Annotated in this window: 14 protein-coding genes; 12 read left to right on the top strand and 2 right to left on the bottom strand. The window is 75.1% G+C overall.

Features of this window, described 5'->3' with window-relative positions; genetic code table 11:
• The first annotated feature begins 5 nt into the window (after window positions 1–5).
• The 8 genes from FHS29_RS23975 (at window position 6) to FHS29_RS23940 (ending at window position 6,637) form a co-directional block, all read left to right on the top strand.
• Complete coding sequence (locus FHS29_RS23975; RefSeq protein WP_184694050.1) at window positions 6–323, top strand: PAAR domain-containing protein; 318 nt, start codon at window positions 6–8, stop codon at window positions 321–323.
• Window positions 320–730, top strand: coding sequence for a gp25 family contractile injection system sheath assembly initiator (locus FHS29_RS23970; protein WP_184694048.1), 411 nt, complete (start codon window positions 320–322; stop codon window positions 728–730). The genes FHS29_RS23975 and FHS29_RS23970 overlap by 4 nt, the downstream gene beginning before the upstream one ends.
• Window positions 730–2,670: a putative baseplate assembly protein gene (locus FHS29_RS23965; RefSeq protein WP_184694046.1), complete on the top strand. Its 1,941-nt coding sequence runs from the start codon at window positions 730–732 to the stop codon at window positions 2,668–2,670. Before FHS29_RS23970 ends, FHS29_RS23965 begins: the two co-directional genes overlap by 1 nt.
• Window positions 2,667–3,218: a phage tail protein gene (locus FHS29_RS23960; RefSeq protein ID WP_184694044.1), complete on the top strand. Its 552-nt coding sequence runs from the start codon at window positions 2,667–2,669 to the stop codon at window positions 3,216–3,218. The genes FHS29_RS23965 and FHS29_RS23960 overlap by 4 nt, the downstream gene beginning before the upstream one ends.
• Window positions 3,215–4,402 carry a zinc-ribbon domain-containing protein gene (locus tag FHS29_RS23955; RefSeq protein ID WP_184694042.1) on the top strand — a complete coding sequence of 396 codons (1,188 nt, stop codon included), beginning with the start codon at window positions 3,215–3,217 and terminating at the stop codon, window positions 4,400–4,402. Before FHS29_RS23960 ends, FHS29_RS23955 begins: the two co-directional genes overlap by 4 nt.
• A gap of 156 nt (window positions 4,403–4,558) precedes the next feature.
• On the top strand, window positions 4,559–5,725 hold the full coding sequence (locus tag FHS29_RS23950) for an NAD-dependent epimerase/dehydratase family protein (protein ID WP_184694040.1): 1,167 nt from the start codon (window positions 4,559–4,561) through the stop codon (window positions 5,723–5,725).
• A 106-nt stretch (window positions 5,726–5,831) separates the two neighbouring features.
• Window positions 5,832–6,455 carry a helix-turn-helix transcriptional regulator gene (locus FHS29_RS23945; protein ID WP_184694038.1) on the top strand — a complete coding sequence of 208 codons (624 nt, stop codon included), beginning with the start codon at window positions 5,832–5,834 and terminating at the stop codon, window positions 6,453–6,455.
• Between the two features lie 2 nt (window positions 6,456–6,457).
• Complete coding sequence (locus FHS29_RS23940; RefSeq protein ID WP_184694036.1) at window positions 6,458–6,637, top strand: hypothetical protein; 180 nt, start codon at window positions 6,458–6,460, stop codon at window positions 6,635–6,637.
• A 155-nt stretch (window positions 6,638–6,792) separates the two neighbouring features.
• Here FHS29_RS23940 and FHS29_RS23935 read toward each other — a convergent pair whose 3' ends face one another.
• Both FHS29_RS23935 and FHS29_RS23930 read right to left on the bottom strand, forming a co-directional pair.
• Window positions 6,793–10,224 carry an ATP-binding protein gene (locus FHS29_RS23935; protein WP_184694034.1) on the bottom strand — a complete coding sequence of 1,144 codons (3,432 nt, stop codon included), beginning with the start codon at window positions 10,222–10,224 and terminating at the stop codon, window positions 6,793–6,795.
• A complete protein-coding gene (locus FHS29_RS23930) occupies window positions 10,221–13,574 on the bottom strand; it encodes an ATP-binding protein (RefSeq protein WP_184694032.1) in 3,354 nt (1,117 codons plus the stop codon). The genes FHS29_RS23935 and FHS29_RS23930 overlap by 4 nt, the downstream gene beginning before the upstream one ends.
• Before the next feature lie 1,047 nt (window positions 13,575–14,621).
• Here FHS29_RS23930 and FHS29_RS23925 point away from each other — a divergent pair.
• The 4 genes from FHS29_RS23925 to FHS29_RS23910 all read left to right on the top strand — a co-directional run bounded on the left by FHS29_RS23925 (window position 14,622) and on the right by FHS29_RS23910 (window position 18,397).
• Window positions 14,622–15,002 (top strand): hypothetical protein, encoded by a 381-nt coding sequence (locus FHS29_RS23925; protein WP_184694030.1) that lies wholly within the window; start codon window positions 14,622–14,624, stop codon window positions 15,000–15,002.
• 318 nt (window positions 15,003–15,320) lie between these two features.
• On the top strand, window positions 15,321–16,529 hold the full coding sequence (locus tag FHS29_RS23920; protein WP_184694028.1) for a PLP-dependent cysteine synthase family protein: 1,209 nt from the start codon (window positions 15,321–15,323) through the stop codon (window positions 16,527–16,529).
• Window positions 16,526–17,797, top strand: coding sequence for an MFS transporter (locus tag FHS29_RS23915; protein ID WP_184694026.1), 1,272 nt, complete (start codon window positions 16,526–16,528; stop codon window positions 17,795–17,797). Before FHS29_RS23920 ends, FHS29_RS23915 begins: the two co-directional genes overlap by 4 nt.
• Before the next feature lie 210 nt (window positions 17,798–18,007).
• Window positions 18,008–18,397 carry a bacteriophage spanin2 family protein gene (locus FHS29_RS23910; protein WP_184694024.1) on the top strand — a complete coding sequence of 130 codons (390 nt, stop codon included), beginning with the start codon at window positions 18,008–18,010 and terminating at the stop codon, window positions 18,395–18,397.
• The last annotated feature ends 21 nt before the right edge of the window (window positions 18,398–18,418 follow it).

Here is an 18,418-nt window from a genome sequence, read left to right as displayed (position 1 = left end):
TCCACATGGCCCCCGCTGCCCGGGTGGGTGACAAGACGTCCCACGGCGGCGTCCTCGCACCCCCCGCCTCGCCTTCGTTGGCGTTGAAGGTGTCCTCCGTGTTCATCGAGGGTGCGCCCGCCGCCGTCATCGGCAGCGTGCACACGTGCCCCAAGCTGCCCGACCACCCCGCCCTGGGACCGTCCAACCTCGTCGTGCCCAAGGGTCCGCCGCCGACCGTGTTCATCGGCGGCGCGCCCGCCGCCACCGTCGGCGACCGCTCGGTGTGCCAGGCCAACATCATCACCGGCGCGCGGACGGTGTTCGTCGAGGGATTGTTGTGAACACCGACTTCATCGGCCGCGGCTGGGGTTTCCCGCTGCGGGTCGGCGCCACCGGCGGCATCGGCATGGTGGACCGCGACCTGGAGATCCAGCAGGCGATCCGGCTGATCCTGGGCACCGCGCCCGGCGAGCGGCCGATGCGCCCCGAGTTCGGCTGCGGCATCCACGAGTACGTGTTCGCGTCGGCGGACCACGCCACGGCCGGCGACATCGCCCGCGAGGTGCGCACCGCGCTGGACAGGTGGGAACCGCGCATCGAGACGACCGACGTCGTGGTGGCGTTCGACGCCGTCGAGGTCGGCACCCTCTACATCGACGTGCACTACACCATCCGCGCCACGAACGACCAGCGCAACCTGGTGTTCCCGTTCTACACGATTCCCTCCGAGGAAGGGGGCGGAAACTGATGGTGCTGCCCGCGCCCGACCTGGACGACCGGCGCTTCCAACAACTGGTCGACGAGGCCAAGCGGTACGTCCAGCAGAGCTGTCCGGAGTGGACGGACCACAACGTGTCCGACCCCGGCGTCACCCTCATCGAGACGTTCGCGCACATGGTGGACCAGCTCGTCTACCGGCTCAACCGGGTGCCGGAGAAGAACTACCTGGCGTTCCTCGACCTGCTGGGCGTGCGGCTGTTCCCGCCGACCGCGGCCAGGGCGGACGTCACGTTCTGGCTGTCCGCGCCCCAGCCGGAGACCGTGCTGCTGCCCCCGGGCACCGAGGTCGCCACCGGCGGCGGCGACACCGAGGAGGCGGTGGTGTTCGCCACCGCCGACGAACTGCCCATCGTGCCGACTTCGCTGGCGCGGCTGGTCACCATGTCCGCGCGCGGCGACTACGCGGACCGCACCAGGGACCTGGAGGCGGGCAAGGACGTGGCGTGCTTCCAGGCCGCGCCGGCGGCCGGCGACGCCACCCTGTTCGGCCTGTCCGCCGCCGTGCCGCGGTGTGCCGTGGTGCTGCGGCTGGACAGCGAGGTCGAGGGCATCGGCGTCGACCCGCGCCAGCCGCCGCTGGTGTGGGAGGCGTGGGACGGGCACGGCTGGGTCGCCTGCGACACCGACGAGGACAGCACCGGCGGCCTCAACCGGCCCGGCGAGGTGGTGCTGCACGTCCCCGCCGGGCACACCGCGTCCGTGGTGGCCGGTCACCGGGCGGCCTGGCTGCGCTGCCGGGTGGTCGAGCCGTTGCCCGACCAGCCGTTCTACCGCGAGTCGCCGACCGTCCGCGAGGCCGAGGCGTTCACCATCGGCGGCACGACGACCGTCGAGCACGCCGAGGTCGAGGTCGACGTGCTGCTGGGCGAGTCGGCCGGCGTGCCCGGCGGGCGGTTCCGGGTGCCCGCGGTCCCGGTGCTGACCGACGGCCCGCCGGTGGTGGTGCAGGTGTCGAACGGCGCGGGCTGGGACGACTGGACCGTGGTGGAGGACTTCGGCTCGTCCGGACCCGACGACCGGCACGTGGTGCTGGACGCGAGCCGCGGCGAGTTCCAGTTCCCGCCCGCCGTGCGGGAGGCCGACGGGTCGCTGCGCCGCTACGGCGCCGTGCCGGCCAAGGGCTCGGTCATCCGGGTGCCGCACTACCGGACCGGCGGCGGTCGGGCGGGCAACGTGGCGCGCGGCGCGATCTCCGTGCTGCGCAGCTCCGAGCCGTACGTGTCGGAGGTGGAGAACCGCGAGGCCGCGATCGGCGGCGTGGACGCCGAGACGGTGGACGAGGCGAAGGTGCGGGTGCCGCACCAGCTGCGGGTGTGGGAACGCGCGGTGACCGCCCAGGACCACGAGTTGATCGCCCGGCAGGCGGTGCCGTCGCTGGCCAGGGTGCGCTGCCTGCCGGTCGCCGGCGAGGCGGGCGGGGCGCGGGTGCTGCTGGTGCCCGACGCGGTCGCCGACGAGCCCCACCGGCTGCGCTTCGAGCAGCTCATGCCGTCCGAGGAGGTGCTGGCGGCGGTGGCGCGGCGGCTCGACGAACGCCGCCTGCTGGGCACCCGCCTGGTCGTGGAACCGCCGCGCTACCAGGGGATCACCGTGGTGGCCCGGCTGGTCACCACGTTGCCGGAGGGCAACCGGGTGCACCAGGCGGCGCTGGACGCGCTGTACCAGTACCTCAACCCGCTGCGCGGCGGACCGGACGGCACCGGCTGGGAGTTCGGGCGGTCGGTGCAGTTCGGGGAGGTTTTCGCGGTGCTGCAACGGGTTCCGGGCGTGGCCCTGGTGGAGGAGGTCAGGCTGTTCCCGGCCAACCCGCTCACCGGGGCGCGCGGTGCTCCGGTCGAGCACCTGGAACTCGCGCCGAACGCGCTGGTGTTCTCCCACCAGCACCAGGTCGCGGTCGGCACCCGATGAGCCGCGCCGCGCTCCCGGAGCTGCCGAGCACGCACCCGCTCGGCGCGATGCTGCCCGGTCTCTACGCCGCGGACGACTTCGCCCAGCGGTTCACCTCCGGGCTGGACGCCGTGCTGTCCGCGGTGCTGTCCACCCTGGACAACCTGCCGGCCTACCTGGACCCGGCGCTCACGCCGGAGGACTTCCTGGCCTGGCTGGCGTCCTGGGTCGCGGCGGATCCGGACCCGGCGTGGCCGCTCGCGCGCCGCCGGGAGGTGGTGCGCCGCACCGTGGAGCTGCACCACCGCCGGGGCACCCCGCTGGGCTTGGCCGACCTGCTGGAGCTGTCGCTGGGCGTGCGGGCCGAGGTGCTGGACGGTCCGGGGGTGCGGTGGTCGTCCACGCCGGACACCGAGCTGCCCGGTGCGCGGGCGGAGGTCGTCGTGGTGCGGGTGCGGCCGGGGCGGTCGGGACCGGTGGACCGGGCGCGGGTGGAGGCGCTGGTGGCCTCGGTGTGCCCGGTGCACGTCCGCTGCGTCGTGGAGGTGTCGGCCGAGGAGGAGCCGTGACCGCCCGGTCGTGCCCGCAGTGTGGTGCGGCGGTCGGGGACTCCGACGACTTCTGCGGCAACTGCGGCAACTACCTCGGCTGGGGCGGCGGCGCACTGGTCGGCCGGTCGGACGGCGGCGTGGCCGCCGGTGGGTCGGGTGGAGGCGCGCTGGGCGGCAGGTCGTCCGGTGTGGCAGGTGGCGCGCCGGTCGGGCGGTCGGAAAGTGCGGCCGGTGGCGTGGCGGATGGCACGCCGGTCGGCCGGACGGACGGTGGTGCGGCCGGTGGCGTGGCTGCGGATGGCTCGGCGGGAGGTGCGCCGGCCGAGCGGTCGGAAGGCGCGGCCGGGAGCGTGGCGAGCGGCAGCGCGGCCGGCCGGCCGGTCGGTGGGGAGGGCCGGTCGACCGGGTACGTGGACGGTCCGGTGCGGGACCGGGCTTCGGGGTACCTCGGGCCGGTTCCGCCGGGCAGGCCCGACGCGAAGCGCCCGCTGCCGACCACGACCGCCGACGTGGCGGTGGACGGTCCGCCGTGCCCGAACTGCGGCACCGCCAACCCGCCGGGGCGGCGGTTCTGCCGCCGCTGCGCCACCCCGCTGCACCCCGGCGAAACCGCCGCCTCCGCCGCCCGCCGCCGGAAGTGGCGGTGGCGCGGGGACCGCTCGCGGTGGCTGCGCCGGCTGGTCGCGCTGCTGGTGGTCGCGGCCCTGGTGGTCGCCGCCTGGCTGTTCCACCCGAAAGCGTTCGAGCTGTGGGAAGACCTGCGCGACCGGCTCGCCACGCCCGCGCCCGCCACGCCCACCGGCGTCACCGCGAACGCCGCGGTCCCCGGCCACCCGGCCGGCGCGGCGGCGGACGGGCTGTCCAACCGCTACTGGGGCGCACCGGCCGTCGGCGACGAGGTGGAGTTCACCTTCGCCGCACCTTTCCGGCTGCTGTCCGTGGTGGTGCACGCGGGCGCGTCGGCGGAGGAGGAGGGGTTCGCCGCGCAGGCGCGGCCGTCGGCGCTGACCGCCGTCGTCACCACGGCGAGCGGTGGCACGCGCACCCTGCCGGTGACCCTCGCCGACCAACCCGGCCCCCAGCGCACCGACACCGGCATCGGTGACGTGGTGCGGGTCCGCCTCGTCGTGCGCGCCGCCACCGGCCTCACCGAGGGCAGGCACATCGCGCTGGGCGAGGTCGAGTTCTTCCGCCGCCCCTGACCGGACTTCCGGGCACCGTCGGCGGCAAGTCGGGCAGCGGCGGCCCGCCGGCCGTCCACCGGACCGCCGGCGGGCACACCATCGCGTTGTGCGCCGGAGCACCGCGCACACCGCACCGTCCGCTGTGGACGGACGATCGCTCGCCAAGGAGACGACATGGACATCGCCGTGGTCACCGGACCGGCCGGCCTGGTCGGCGGGGAAGCCGTGCGGGTGCTGTCGCCCAGGTTCGACCTCGTCGTCGGACTCGGCTCACCGCCGCGCCGGGCTACCTCGGCCGACGTCCACTACCACCCGGTCGACCTGCGCGACCCCGCGGCGGTCGACCGGGCGCTGCGCGACTACGGCACCGACGTGCGGCTGGTCGTGCACACGGCCGCCCACCCCGGCTCGGCGCTCCCCGCCACCGACGCGCCGCCGTCGCTCGACTCGGCCGCGCTGGTCACCGTGAACCTGCTGGAGGCGGTCCGGGCGCACTGCCCCGACGCGGTGTTCGTCCTGGACTCCACGGTCGACGTCTACGGCGACGCGTCGGCCGCGCTGCCGCTGGTGGAGACGACCACGCGGTGGGAGCTCGACCCGGCCCACCCGTGGCACGCGCACGGCGTGGACGAGTCGATCCGGCTGGACCGCGCCGACCGGGCGTTCCCGGCGGTGTCCGTGCTCGCCGCCGACCTCGCCGCGCAGAACCACGGCCGGCGGTACGGCCTCAACGTCGGCGTCTTCCGCTCCGGCCCGGTGACCTCCGCCCGGTGGGCGCCGCCCGGCAGGCACGGGTTCCTGTCGGACCTGGTGCGCGACGCGGTGCGCGGCACGCCGTTCACGATCCGGGGCCACGGCGGCAAGCAGGTGCGCGACGTGCTCGACGCGGCCGACCTGGTGGAGATGTTCTGGCACTACTGCCTCGCGCCCCGCCCCGGAGCGGTCTACCACGCGGGCGGTGGGCGGGCCCGCGGCCACTCGGTCCTGGAGGTCATCGGCGAGTACGAGCACCTGACCGGCCGCGAGGTGCCGTTCGAGTACGCGCCGGAGGCCGGTTACGCGGACGCCCGGTGGTGGCTCACCGACACCCGCCGGTTCCGCCGCGACTACCCGGACTGGCGGCCCACCCGCGGCCTGGTCGACCTCCTGGCGGCGGCGCACCGGTACTGGAGCGGCTTCGGGCGCGTGCGGCCCGGATCAGTGGGCTCCGGACCAGTGGGCTCGGGACCAGTGCCCCCCGGTGCGGACGACGTCCTCGGTCCCGCGGCGACGGGGTTCGCCGCCACCGGCCTGGTGGCGGACTGCCGGGAACAGCCGTGCACAGCCGAGACTGCGCTTTGAAGGCGCCCTGAAGGCACTCTGAAGAAGCGCAGTAGACGCGTTTGAGAACACGTGAAGCCGCGCCTCGCACACTTGGTCTTGCAATCCGGAACTGTGGGAGGCAGTGGTGGAGCAGCGAGTTCGGATCGTCGTCCAGGCCACGGATCAACTCAGCAAGGCCGGTCTCACCAGCTTCCTCGGGTCGCGGCCCGAGATCGCCCTGGTGGACGGGGAGCAGTGGGCCGACGCCGACGTCGCCGTGGTGGCGGTCGGCAGGCTGACCGAAGAGGAGGCGGCGGGACTGCGCCGGCAGGCCGCGCGGACGCGGGTGCCCGTCGTGCTGGTGCTCGACGAGATCGGCGGGGCGGACGTGCCCACCGCCGTGGAGTGCCGGGTGGTGGCGATCCTGCCGCGCGCCGGCGCGACCGGGGAAAGACTGCTGCGCAGCGTGCTGTCCGCCGCGTCGGGTGGCGGCGTGATGCCGCCGAACATGGTGGCCGAGCTGCTCGACCACGTGCGGCGGCTGCAGCGGCAGCTGGTGGCGCCCGCGTCGGAGCGGGGCAGGTTGACCAGCCGCGAGGTGGAGGTGCTGCGGCTGATGGCGGACGGGTTGGACACCGCCGAGATCGCCACGACGCTGTGCTACTCGGAGCGGACCATCAAGAACGTGTTCTACGGGATCACCAACAGGCTGAACCTGCGCAACCGGCCGCACGCGGTCGCCTACGCACTGCGGAAGGGAGTGATCTGAGGATGACGGCACCGACGGCGGACAAGGCCCGGCTGCGGCGCTTGGTGGACCTGGTGGTGCGCAACCGTCGGACACCGGGCCGGGCCACCCCTCCACCGGTGGAGTGGGTGATGTCGGACAACGGGGTGATCTACGCCCCGACCGACCACGAGCAGGCGGATCCGGGCCGCACCGATCGGTGACGGTCGGCCGGGCGGGGGGCGCCTGGCCGTGTCGCGGACCGGAGAACGGAAGCGGAGACACGTGGTCCGGCCGTGTGCGTCGGGAGACGACGCGCTCGGCGGTGTGCGCCCGGGGCAGGGGCGCGGCCCGTTCCCGGCTTCCGGGACGCATGTGGTCAGACGGGCTTCCCGGTGATCCGCCGGACGTCCCAGGCGGCGCCCAGGCTGCGGTAGAGCGAAACCGCCTCCTGCCGGGTGTCCGCCCCCTCCGAGGTGCGGCCCAGCCGGTCCAGCAGGACCGCCCCGTCCTCCAGCGTCTGCGCCAGTTCGTAGGCCCGGCCCACCGACCGGTAGTGCGCGGCCACCTCCAGCAGCCCGTCCGGGTCGCCGTCGAACAGGCACCGGCAGCGGCGCGCTGCCGCCGCCGCCCTCGCGACCGACGTCTCGCGGCCCGCTTCCGCCTCGCACGCCTCGACCGCGCCGCGCGCCGTGTCGCGGTCGCCGCAGTGCAGCGCGAGGCGCACCAGCTCGGGCAGCCACTGGTGCCGCAGCGTCGTCTGGACCGCGTGCCGGTCGTCGAGCATGGTGGCGAGCAGTTCGACCGCCTTCGGGTGGTCGCCGTCGCGGGCGGCGGACGTCGCCTGCGCCGCCACCAGGAAGTCGCAGTTCTCCCGGTAGGCCACGGTCACCAGCGGCAGTTCGGCGCCGGCCGCGAGGTGCGCCCGCAGCCGGGTCTCGTCGTCCCGGTGCGCGGCGATCAGCGCGGCCACCCCGTGCAGCAGCACCGGGCCCCCTTCGCGGAGCCCGAACCCGGTGAGCTCGGGGTCGTCCGCCAGGATCCCGTCCAGCCGTGCCACCGCGCCGTCCCAGGCGCCCAGCCAGAACTCGTGCACGGCGGCGCCGACGTGCAGGCTCGCCACCGGGGTGCCCTGCCCGGCCGCGGCGAACGCCAGCCGCAGCGTGTCGGTCGCCTCGTCCAGCCGGTCCAGGCACTGCAGGGTGAACACCCGGTTGTCCAGCAGCACCAGCCGCAGGTCGGTCAGGCCCGGCTCGGAGCCGACCACGTCCAGCGCCTGGTCCAGGTAGCCGACGGCGCGCACGTAGTCCCGCCGCACCGCGTCCACCTGCCACAGCACCTCCAGCGCCTGCCCGATGGAGAACGGGTCGCCCGCCCGCCTGCCCGCGTCGATGGCCTGCCGCGCGCTGCCCGCCGCCGCGTCGAGCTCGCCCACGCCCGCCCGCTGCACCAGCGCCAGCAGCGACAGCAGCCGGGCCCGCCAGGTGTCGGTGAGGACCGGGTCGGCGAGCGCCTCGCCCAGCGCCTCCAGCGCGGCGTGCGGGCGCGAGGCGCGGAACGGCACGTAGGCCAGCGTCCAGCGCGCCTCGGCGATCCGGTCCGGGTCGCGCAGGCGGGGGAGCGCGCGCCGGGTCTGCTCCTCGGCCTCGGCGTCGTGCCCCAGCCGGAACAGCGCGTTGCCCAGGTACGCGGTCAGCAGCGGGTACCGGTCGTCGTCGGGATCGGTGGAGCGCAGGCACCGGTGCAGCAGCTCGACGGCCACCAGCGGCGCCCGGTGCACCAGCGCGGGCGCCCGCGCCACCAGCCAGGGGACCGCCCACTCGCCGATCCCGTTCGACGTGGCGAGCAGCTGCCCGGCCACGTGCTCGGCGGGCGCGTCGGCCGCCGCGAGCGCCTGGGCGGCCTGCTGGTGCAGGGCGGTGCGCACGGCGGGCGGCGTCCCGTCGTAGAGCGCCTGCCGGATCAGCGGGTGCCGGAACGCGATGCGCGGCCCCGCGTCGCGCAGCACGCCGCCCGCGATGGCCTCGGTGAACGCGGGCAGCAGCACGGGCACCGGCCTGGCGAGCACCACCGACAGGTCGCCGGCGGCGAACTCGCCGCCCAGCAGCGCCGCGAACCGCAGTGCCTCCCGGGTCGGCGCGGACAGGAAGTCCAGCCGGTGGGCCACCGCCGACACCAGCGACGGCGGCGTGCGGTCCAGCACGTCCGGCGCCACGTCGGCCAGCCCCGCGTCGAACCGCACCGCGTGCTCGCGCACCAGCGTGTCGGCCACCTCGCGCGCGTAGAGCGGGTTGCCGCCCGCCCACGTGGCGATCCGGCGCAGCCCGGGACCGGGCTCCCCGCCGACCAGCGAGGCCACGATGCCCGCCACCGCGACCTCGGTCAGCGGAGCCAGGTCGAGCACCACACCGCCGCCGGACTCCGCCTCGCGCCGCAGCCGCGCGACACCCGCCCGCCGCGGCACCGGCCGCGCCACGCCGACCAGCAGCAGCGGCAGCCTGCGGGTGCTCGCGGCGAGCCTGCGCCACAGCTCCACGCTGTCGTCGTCGGCCCACTGGAGGTCGTCCAGGGCCAGCACCAGCGGCCCGTCCGCGCAGAGCTGCTCCACCAGCGCCACCAGCCGGTCGACGGCCGGCGCGGTCGGGTCGCCGCCGGCGAAGACGGAGCCCGACACGGCCCGCCGGTCGCGCAGCGCCCGCGCGGCCTCCGCGCGCCGGGGATCGGGGGAGAGCACGTCGACCCCCAGGCAGTCCACCGCCAGCCGGAGCGGGAACCGGGTGCCCAGCTCGTCGGCCACCGCGTGCGCCACCTGGTACCCGGCGGCACCGGCGCGGGCCCGTGCCACGCCCAGCAGAGTCGACTTGCCGATGCCCATCTCGCCTTCGACCCACAGCATCCGGCCCCGTCCGGCGGCGAGGTCGCCGACCAGCTCGCGCACCGCCGCCACCTCGTGCTCCCGCCCGAGGAGCACCGGCTCGGCCGGTCCGCTCACGGGCCGGGCCGGGGCCCGCACGGCCTCCCGCCGGGGCACCGGCAACTCCGGCCCGGTGCCCAGCACGCGTTCGTGCGCGGCCCGCAGCCCGGGGCCGGGTTCGACGCCCAGCTCGTCCCGCAGCACCTGCCTGGCCTCGCGGAACACCTCCAGCGCCTCGGCGCTGCGCCCGGCCTGGTGCAGCGCCGACATCAGCAGCTCCCGCGCCCGTTCCCGCAGCGGCTCCTCGGTGACCAGGGCGCCCAGCTCGGCGATCACGTCCAGGTGCGCCCCGGCGGCCAGCGCGGCTTCCGCCCGCAGCTCCCGGGCTGCGGTCCGCGCCTCGCCGAGCCGCAGCCGCTGCGCCCGCGCGAACGGGCCCTCCAGCCCGGTCATCGGGGTGCCGTGCCACAGCGCCAGCGCCTCGTCCACCGACCGCAGCGCGTCCTCCGGGGCGCCGTCGTCGAGCTGCCGCCGCGCCCGCTGCCGCAGCGCCTCGAACTGGGCCACGTCCGACGCGCCGGGGTCCAGCACCAGCCGGTAGCCCGGCCCGACCGACTCCAGCAGCCGGGACGCGGTGCCCCGCGGCCGGTCCGGCTCCAACGCCTTGCGCAGCACCGAGACGTAGGTGTAGACGCTGCCTTCGGCGGTCGCCGGCGCGTCGTCGCCCCACACCGCCCGGATCAGCTCGTCCCGCCGCACCACCGCGCCCGGCCGCAGGGCCAGCACGGCGAACACGCCGCGCTGCCGAGCCGATCCCAGCGCGACCTCCCGCCCACCCGACCAGGCGCGCACCGGTCCCAGCAGCGCGACCCGGAGCGGTTGTCCCGCCACCGTCATCCGGTTCCGTCCTCCTGTCGTGCGGTCCGGTCGAGCCCGGTCCGGTCGAGCCCGGTCGAACCGTGTCGGGTCCGGTCGAGTCGGGTCCGGGCCCGCCGGACGTCGAGCACGGCGCCGAGCCGGTGGTAGCCCGCCACGGCCTCGTCGAGCGCGGTCCACGCGTCGGTGTCGTGGCCGCGTGCGGCGAGCAGCGCGGCGGCGTCCTCCAGCGCCTCGGCCAGTTCGACCGGCCGGCCGACGTCCCGGTACCGATTCGCGGTGGCCAGCACGGGCTCCGGGTCGCCGTCGACCAGCCCGAGGCAGTGCGCCGCCGCGGCGGACGCCCCGGCGGGCACCCGTTCCAGTGCCGCGTCCTCCGCCCCGACCTCGGCGGCCCGCACCGCGAGGTCACGGCGCCCGGCGGCCAGCGCGAGCCGCGTGAGCAGCGGCAGCCACTGGTGGCGCGACGCGGTGCGCGGGACGTGCAGGAGCGGCCGCACCACCGCGACCGCCCGGTCCGGCTGCCCGGCCGCTTCCGCCAGCAGCGCCTCGGCCACGAGTCCGAAGTCGGCGACCCGGTGGTCGTCGGCGGGTTGCCCGCTGCCGGCGTCGAGGTGCCGCCGGGCGGTCTCCACCAGCCCGCGGCGGGCGGTGACGAGTGCGCCGAGCCCGTGCAGCGGCAGCACGTACCCGCGCCCCGGCTCGTCCGCGCCGGTGCCGTCCCACCGGCCCAGCCAGTAGTCCTGCACGGCCGCGGCGATGTGCAGGGTGTCCGACGCGCCGACCGCCGCACGGCCCGCGCGCAACACGGCGTCCGCGTCGGCGAACCGGTCGAGGTGCCGCAGCGTGGCCGCTTTGTCGGCGGTCAGCCTGGTCCGCCACCGCCGCAGGTCGGCCCGTCCCGCCACGACGGCCAGGCCCCGGTCAGCGCACGCCAGCGCCTCCTCGTGCGCGAGCCGCGCGGAACAGGCCAGCCACGACGCCCACCACGCGTGCGCCGCCGCGAAGGCGTCCCCGGAGTCCTCGGCCCGGCGCAACGCCAGCCGCGCCATCTCCTCGGCGCCGGCGCCCGAAGCGTGCGGTGGCGTCGAGAGCAGCGCCGCCAGCCGCGCCCGCCACACGGCGGGCACCTCGTCGTCGGACACGGCCGCCCGCAGCACCGCCGGGTCGCCGTCCGCGTGCTCCAGGTACCGGAGCAGCCAGCGCATCTCGGCGGCCTGTCCGGGATCGCGGGAGCGGGTCAGCACGAACCCGGCCACCGCGTCCGGCCGCCTGCCGAGCCGGAACAGCAGGTCCGCCAGCCGTGCGGCCAGCCGCTCCCGCCGCGCCGAGTCCGTCGAGGGCTGGTCGACCACGGCCCGCAGCAGCCTGGCCGCCAGCTCCGGTGCGTGCTCCGCCAGCTCGTCCTCGTGCTCCGCCAGCCAGTCCGCCACCCAGGTGTCCACGGCGGCGGGCGCCGCCGCCAGCTGTCGGGCCACCGCCACGGTCGACGCGCCCGCCTCGGCGAGCGACCGGGCGGCCTCGCGGTGCAGCGCGTTGCGCACCGCGCCGGGCATCGCCTGGTACAGGGCGCGCCGCAGCAGCGGGTGCCGGAACGCGAGCCGGCCGCCCGCGTCGGTCAGCAGACCCGCCGCCGAAGCCTCGTCCACCGCCATCACCAGCTCCGACACCTGCCTGCCCGCCACCGTCGCGGCGTCGGCCGCGGCGAACTCGTCGCCCAGCAGCGCCGCCCACCGCAGCACCCCGGTGGCCTCCGAGGACAGGAAACCCAGCCACTTGGTCAGCGCGGCCACCAGGGTCTGCGGCATCACCTGCTCGCAGTCCTCGTCGGCCTCGACCTCGGCCATGTCGTCGCGGAACTCGACCCGGCCGTCGCGCAGCATCGCGTCGACCAGTTCCCTGGTGTAGCGGGGGTTGCCGCCCGCCAGCCCGTACAGCCGGCGCAGCCCGTCGCCCGGTGGTGCGCCGACCAGCGCGGTCACCAGCGCCGCCACGTCGGCCGGAGGCAGCGCGTCCAGTTCGACCACCTCGCCGCCGGACTCGACCACCGCGCGCCGCACCCGCGCCACGTCCACCCGGCGCGGCACCGGCCGCGCCGCCGCGACCAACAGCAGCGGCAGGCGGGCCGACAGCGGCAGCAGGCCGTGCCAGAACCGGACGCTGGCCTCGTCGGCCCACTGCACGCCGTCCACGACGAGGACCAGCGGGCCGTCCGCGCACACCTCGGCCACGTACTCCGCCAGGCGTTCCACGGCCTCCGGCCACTCGGTCGCCAGCTCCACCCGGTCGGCCGGCGCCGCGCGCCCGTGGGGTGCGATGCCGTCCAAGGCGTCCAGCACCACGCGCAGCGGCAGCCGCCCGCCCAACTCGTCACCGGTCGCCCAGGCCACCCGGCACCCGGCGTCGCCGGCACCGGCCAGCCCGGCGGCCAGCACCGCGGACTTCCCGACACCCGGCTCGCCGTCCAGCCACACCGCCCCGCCGCGCCCCGCCGCCACCTCGGTGACCGCCCGGCGCAGCAGGTCCAGTTCGCGGTGGCGCCCCACGAAGCCGATCCCCGCGACCTCGGGGGACCGGGTCCGCTGCGCCCGTGCCGCCCTGGCCGGCCCGCCCAGCACCTCCCGGTGCGCGCGGCGCAGCGCGGGACCGGGCTCGATGCCCATCCCGTCCACCAGCACGCGTTGCGCGTCCCGGTACGCCCGGAGCGCCTCGGCCTGCCTGCCGCTGCGGTGCAGCGCGGTGACCAGCAGCGCGTGCAGCCCTTCCCGGACCGGGTGCTCGGCGATCAGCCCGGACAGCTCGGCGACCACGTCGGCACCCCGGCCCACGGCCAGTGCCAGCTCGGCCCGCCGTTCGACGGTGGCCAGCCGCAGCTCGGCCAACCGCGCCCGCTGCGACTCGGCGAACGGTCCCAGGACATCGGAGAGCGCGTCGCCCCGCCACAGCGCCAGCGCCCGCTCCAGCTCCGCCAGCGCGCCGGGCACATCGGTGCCGGCGAGCGCCTGGGCACGCACCCGGTGCTGCTCGAAGCGGTGCACGTCCAGCCCGGCGTGGTCGATCCGCAGCGAGTAGCCGCCGCCGGTGGAGACGATCACCCCGGCCGCCGACCGCCGGGAGCGCCGGGGCTCGAACGCCTGGCGCAACCCGGACACGTGGTTGTAGAGCCCGGCCTCGGCGGTGGCGGGCGGCGCGTCGCCCCACACGCCCTCGATGAGTTCGCTGCGGGACACGGTCCGACCGGCACGCAGGGCGAGCATCGCGAACACCGCACGCCGCCGCGCGGCGCCGACGTCCACCTCCACCCCGTCCCGCCACACCCGCACCGGGCCGAGCAGCTCGACCACCAGCGGGAGTGGGTCCGGTCCGGTCACCCGAGATCACCCGACCGGGAATGCCGGCCGCTGCGCACCGTCACCGCCGCGCGATCCGCGTCCGCGCCGGCGATCCACGGTAATGGCCACGCATTCACGCCGGTGATCGGAAGTCGGTGAACCGCCGTCATGTCCGGTGGTCGGTGTCTTCGTGCCCGCGGTCGCCGTGTTCGGGTATTCGGTGGTTCCGGAATAGGCCGGGCGGCGGATGGCCGGCCGATCCCCGGCCCACGCCGTCCCGAGGTGGGCCGAGTGCGCAGCGGCGGCTGGATGCGCGACCTGACATGGCGAAGACGCTAACGACGTCGGCGGCTCTTGTCATCATTGCCGAAACGATTCCTCTTTACCGGGGCGATCCCGCGTCACCGTCCCGTTCGGACGGAGTCGTCCGAACGGGCCTGATCCTGCCGTCCTACCAGGAGGGAAGCGCACGACCGCCTCCCCGCTGCCGGACCCGCTGTGCATGTCCGGCCCCTGCACCGAATGCGAGTGGCTATCCGGTCGGCGGGCCGGTCTCATATCGCCGACTTCTCCGCGATATCGTCTCGTTGCAGCGTATCCGCACACTACGCGAAGTCGTGATCGTGGCCGTCGTCGGACCCGGTGGAACCGGCTGATCAGGTCGTCCCGCCGCGCACCGGTCCGGTCGTCCACGTGCCCGTGCCCTGCCGTAGCGGGTGCGGGTCGTCCGGCACGGCCGGCCGTCGCACCCCGGGTGGCTCGGCGTCCGGGTGACCCGACTCGGCGAAGTGGTCGGGCCGTACCGCGTCGTGCTTTTGCACTGCGGACCGTTTTCCCGGCGGCACGTGATGAGACGCGCATACAGCGGACTCGCCGCAACGCTCCGTGCGGATGGTGGCAGGTATTCGTCCATCAGGGTGGGCGGTGTTCGCCGACCGGGTCCGATTGTATTGACAGTTACCATTTGATGGGCGGCTGCGATACCTACGATCGGATATATCGCGTGCGCGGTTTTTTCAGTACGGTCACATAACTGTGGAAGGTGGGGGCGACAACCGGCGCGGTACCCGGTGGACGCGGAAGTCCGTGGCCTGGGCGTTGCTGGCCGGTTTCCTCTACCTCTACGTGGCGGTCTGTGCGACCGACGACGACGCTCACCCGTCGAGTCCGGCATCGCTTGTGCACGTCGTCACGGACACGTTGTCTCCCCCCGGTGACGGTCACCACGGCGACACCGACGGCTGTGGCGCTTTGATACACGATCCCGGGTGCTTTGTCACCGGCGACTCATTTGCCGGGATAAAAGACCTGCTCGCGCTTTGTGCGCTGTTGTCGGTCCTTGCCCGTGCCGCGGACGGCAAAGCGCCGGACCATTCCTCGGCCGCTGTCGGCGGAGCGCCCGCACCACCGGTGAGAGTGCGGGGCGGTCGCGCGATCCTGCTGTCGGTCTGCATCGCCCGGACCTGACGGCCCTGCCGCAGGCCGTACCTTCACGGCGACTGCGGCGACACGGGCTTGTCCGCGTGCCTTGAACGCCACCAGGTGCCGCCGGCAGCCCGGAAACCGACTGCTCCCGTGCGGGTCGGCACAGATGACCCCGTTGTGCGCGAACCACTGCGGTCACGTCGCGCCGTCACCAGCCGCGCTTCGCTGGTGACGACCACGCGGCGGACCCTCGCGCGCGCCGAGCGGCTCCGTGCGCCTCGTCCCGCGCAGTCCGCCACGCATCCGGCGGTCGTCCCTGCCTCCGCCGTCGTCCCCGACTGGTAGTTTCCTGGAGTTCGCATGGTCCACCCCCCGTTCCCCTGCACCGAGTTGAACGACGTCGCCATCCCGCCCGTGCTGGACACCATCGGCGGCACGCCGATGATCAGCCTGCAACACCTGACCGGGCCGTCCGACGCCTCCGTGGTCGTCAAGCTGGAGCGGTGCAACCCCGGCGGCAGCATCAAGGACCGCCCCGCCTGGCACATCGTGCGCAAGGCCGAGGAGGACGGCCTGCTCCGGCCCGGAGGCACGATCATCGAGTCCTCCTCGGGCAACTTCGGCATCTCACTGGCGATGATCGGCGCGGCCCGCGACTACCGGGTGATCATCATCGTCGACCCCAAGGCCACCGCGACCAACCTGGCGATGCTGCACGCCTTCGGCGCGGAGGTGATCGTCGTCCGGGAGCAGGACGACACCGGCTCCTACCACAAGACCCGCATCGCCCTGGCCAACCGGCTGCACCGGGAGATCCCCGGCTCGTTCCGCCCCGACCAGTGCTTCAACCCGCTCAACTCGCAGGCCCACTACCAGGACACCGCCGTGGAACTGGTCGACCGGACCGGTCCCGCGCTCGCCGCGGTGGTCGCCACGGTGAGCACCGGCGGGCAGCTGGGTGGGATTTCCCGTTACCTGCGGGAGCACGCGCCGGACGTGCGCATGGTGGGCGTGGACGCGGTCGGGTCGACCGTGTTCGGCGGCGAGTCGCACGCCTACCTGATCCCGGGCGTCGGCCTGGGCTGGACGCCGGCGAACCTGGACGACCTGTCCCGGCTGGACTCGGTGTACAAGGTCTCCGACGAGGACGCCTTCCTCGCCTGCCGGGTGCTGGCGCGTGCGGAAGGCATCCTGGTCGGCGGATCGACCGGGGCGGCGCTGTGCGTGGCGCTGCGGCTGGCCCGGCACCACGGCGCGGACCGCTCCGTCGCCCTCATCGCCGCCGACAGCGGCGAACGGTACCTGCACACGATCTACGACGACGACTGGCTGAGCGAGCACGGGTTGAGCCTGGACACCTCGCCGGACGAGTTGCGCCGCAGGGTGGACCGGCTGGTTCCGTTCAGCGTGCACCCGTCGCAGACCGCCAACTACCGACCCGAACTGGCCGGGGAGCTGGATTCGCCGCACGCCCCGGTCGACGAGCGCCGTTCCGCGTCGGTCGACGAGCGGCGCTCCGCCCTGGTCGACGAGCGCCGCTCCGCGGCAGGGAGCCGGCCGCAGTCATGACCAGCAGCATCGATCAGGAGAAGGACACCGCGCCCGGTGGTGCGTGGTCGATCCCGGGGTTCCGCCGCCTGTGGCTGGCCAACACCGCCGACGCCTGGGCGGTCTCCATGCTGCCCGCGGCGGTGATCCTGGCGTTGGTGCACCAGGGGTCCGGGGCGATGGTGCTGGGACCGGTGCTGGCGGCCAAGACCGTCGGCTTCGTGATCGCGACCGTACCGGGCGGTGTGCTGGCCGACCGGTGGTCGCGCCGCAAGGCGATGGTCCTGGCGTGCCTGCTGCGGGCCGCCGCCGCCCTCGTGCTGCCGATGACACTGACCGGGCCGACGTGGGGCAGCGCCGCCTGCGTCCTCCTCGTCGGTGCGGGGGAAGGGGTTTTCCGTCCCTCGTACCAGGCCATGGTCGGCGACCTGGTACCCGAGCGGCAGCGGCAGTCGGCCAACGCGCTGTCCACGATCACCTTCCGGCTCGCCCTCGTGCTCGCGCCCGGTGTGGCGACCACGGCGGTCATCTGGATCGGGCCCTGGGCGGTGCTGGTGTCCACGGCGGTGCTGTGGTGCCTGGCCGCGCTCGCCGTCGGCGGACTGCCCGAACGCCACACCGGCGGGCCGCGCCCGGAAGGGTCGGTGGTGGCCCAGTTCCTGGCCGGCGTGCGGGAAGCCCGTCGCCACCGCTGGTTCGTCGCCGGCCTGGTGATGCTGGTCTTCGTGCTCGCGGCCGGGGAAGCGGCGCAGATGGTGCTGCTGCCGGTGATCAGCCGCGACCGGTTCGACACCGATCTCGTCTACGCCGCCGCGCTCACCGGCTACTCGGTCGGGGCGCTGGCGGGCGGCGCGATCATGACGCGCTGGACGCCCCGGCTCCCGGGTCTGGTCGCCGTGCTGGGACTGGCGCTGTACGCGGGGATCCCGCTGGCGTTGGCGCTCTCACCGGTCGCCTGGCCTCTGGTGGCCGCCTACGTGCTGGCGGGCGTCGGCATGGAGCTGTTCAACGTGCCGTGGTTCAGCGCGGTGCAGCGCGAGGTGCCGCCCGGCCTCCAGGCGCGAGTGTCCTCTTTGGACTTCATGGTCTCGTACTCGATGAGCCCGCTCGGTCTGGTGCTGTTGCCCGTGGTCGTCGAGGAGACCGGCGCGCGGACCGCGCTGGTCGGCACCGCCGTCGTGGTGCTGGTGGCGTGCGTGGGCACGTTGGCGGTGCCGGGGATGACGCGCTTCCACACCCGGCGGCACCGGTCGGCGGACGCCGATCCCCGGGACCACGGGACGAGGTGACGCGGTCGGGCGGCCGAGCCCGGTGGGGACGCCGGTGCTCGGCCGCTTGACGCGAAGGCCGATTTCCCGGATTCTTGAGGTACGGAGGGGAGTACCCGCCCGGTTCGTGATCGTCACTACGGTCGCTCGACAGCGGCTCGGTCACGACGTCATCGCGGTTGTCGCGGTGACCGGGGAGACCTCTGGTTCGGATGAGCCGGAGGAGTACCGATGCGTTCCCACGTTGCCGTCGCGTTGTCCGCTGTCACCCTCGCCGTCGTGGTCAGCGGTTGCGCCGCCGCGCAGGAAGCGGCGCAGACCGCGAACGCGATCGCCGACACCGCGACCACGGTGCAGGTGTGCGCCGACGCGTTGTCCCAGGCCACCGCCGCGTTCGACCCGGGCTCGCCGGAGCGGGCGGTGGACAGCGCGCACGACGCCGCCGCCTCGCTGACCGACCTCGCCGCGTCCGCCGCCGACACCACGGTCAACGAGGCCATCACGGCGCTCGCCGCCACCCTGCGCGACGTCACGGTGGACGACCTGGTCGGCCGCCCGGCCGCCTGGCTCGCGACGAAGGCCGACCAGGTGGCCGCACTGACCAGCGCCTGCGCCCCGTGACCGAGCCCATGACCGCACCCG

It is taken from the genome of Saccharothrix tamanrassetensis (genome assembly GCF_014203665.1).
GTDB lineage: Bacteria > Actinomycetota > Actinomycetes > Mycobacteriales > Pseudonocardiaceae > Actinosynnema > Actinosynnema tamanrassetense.
This window is presented reverse-complemented; position numbering and strand designations above follow the sequence as displayed.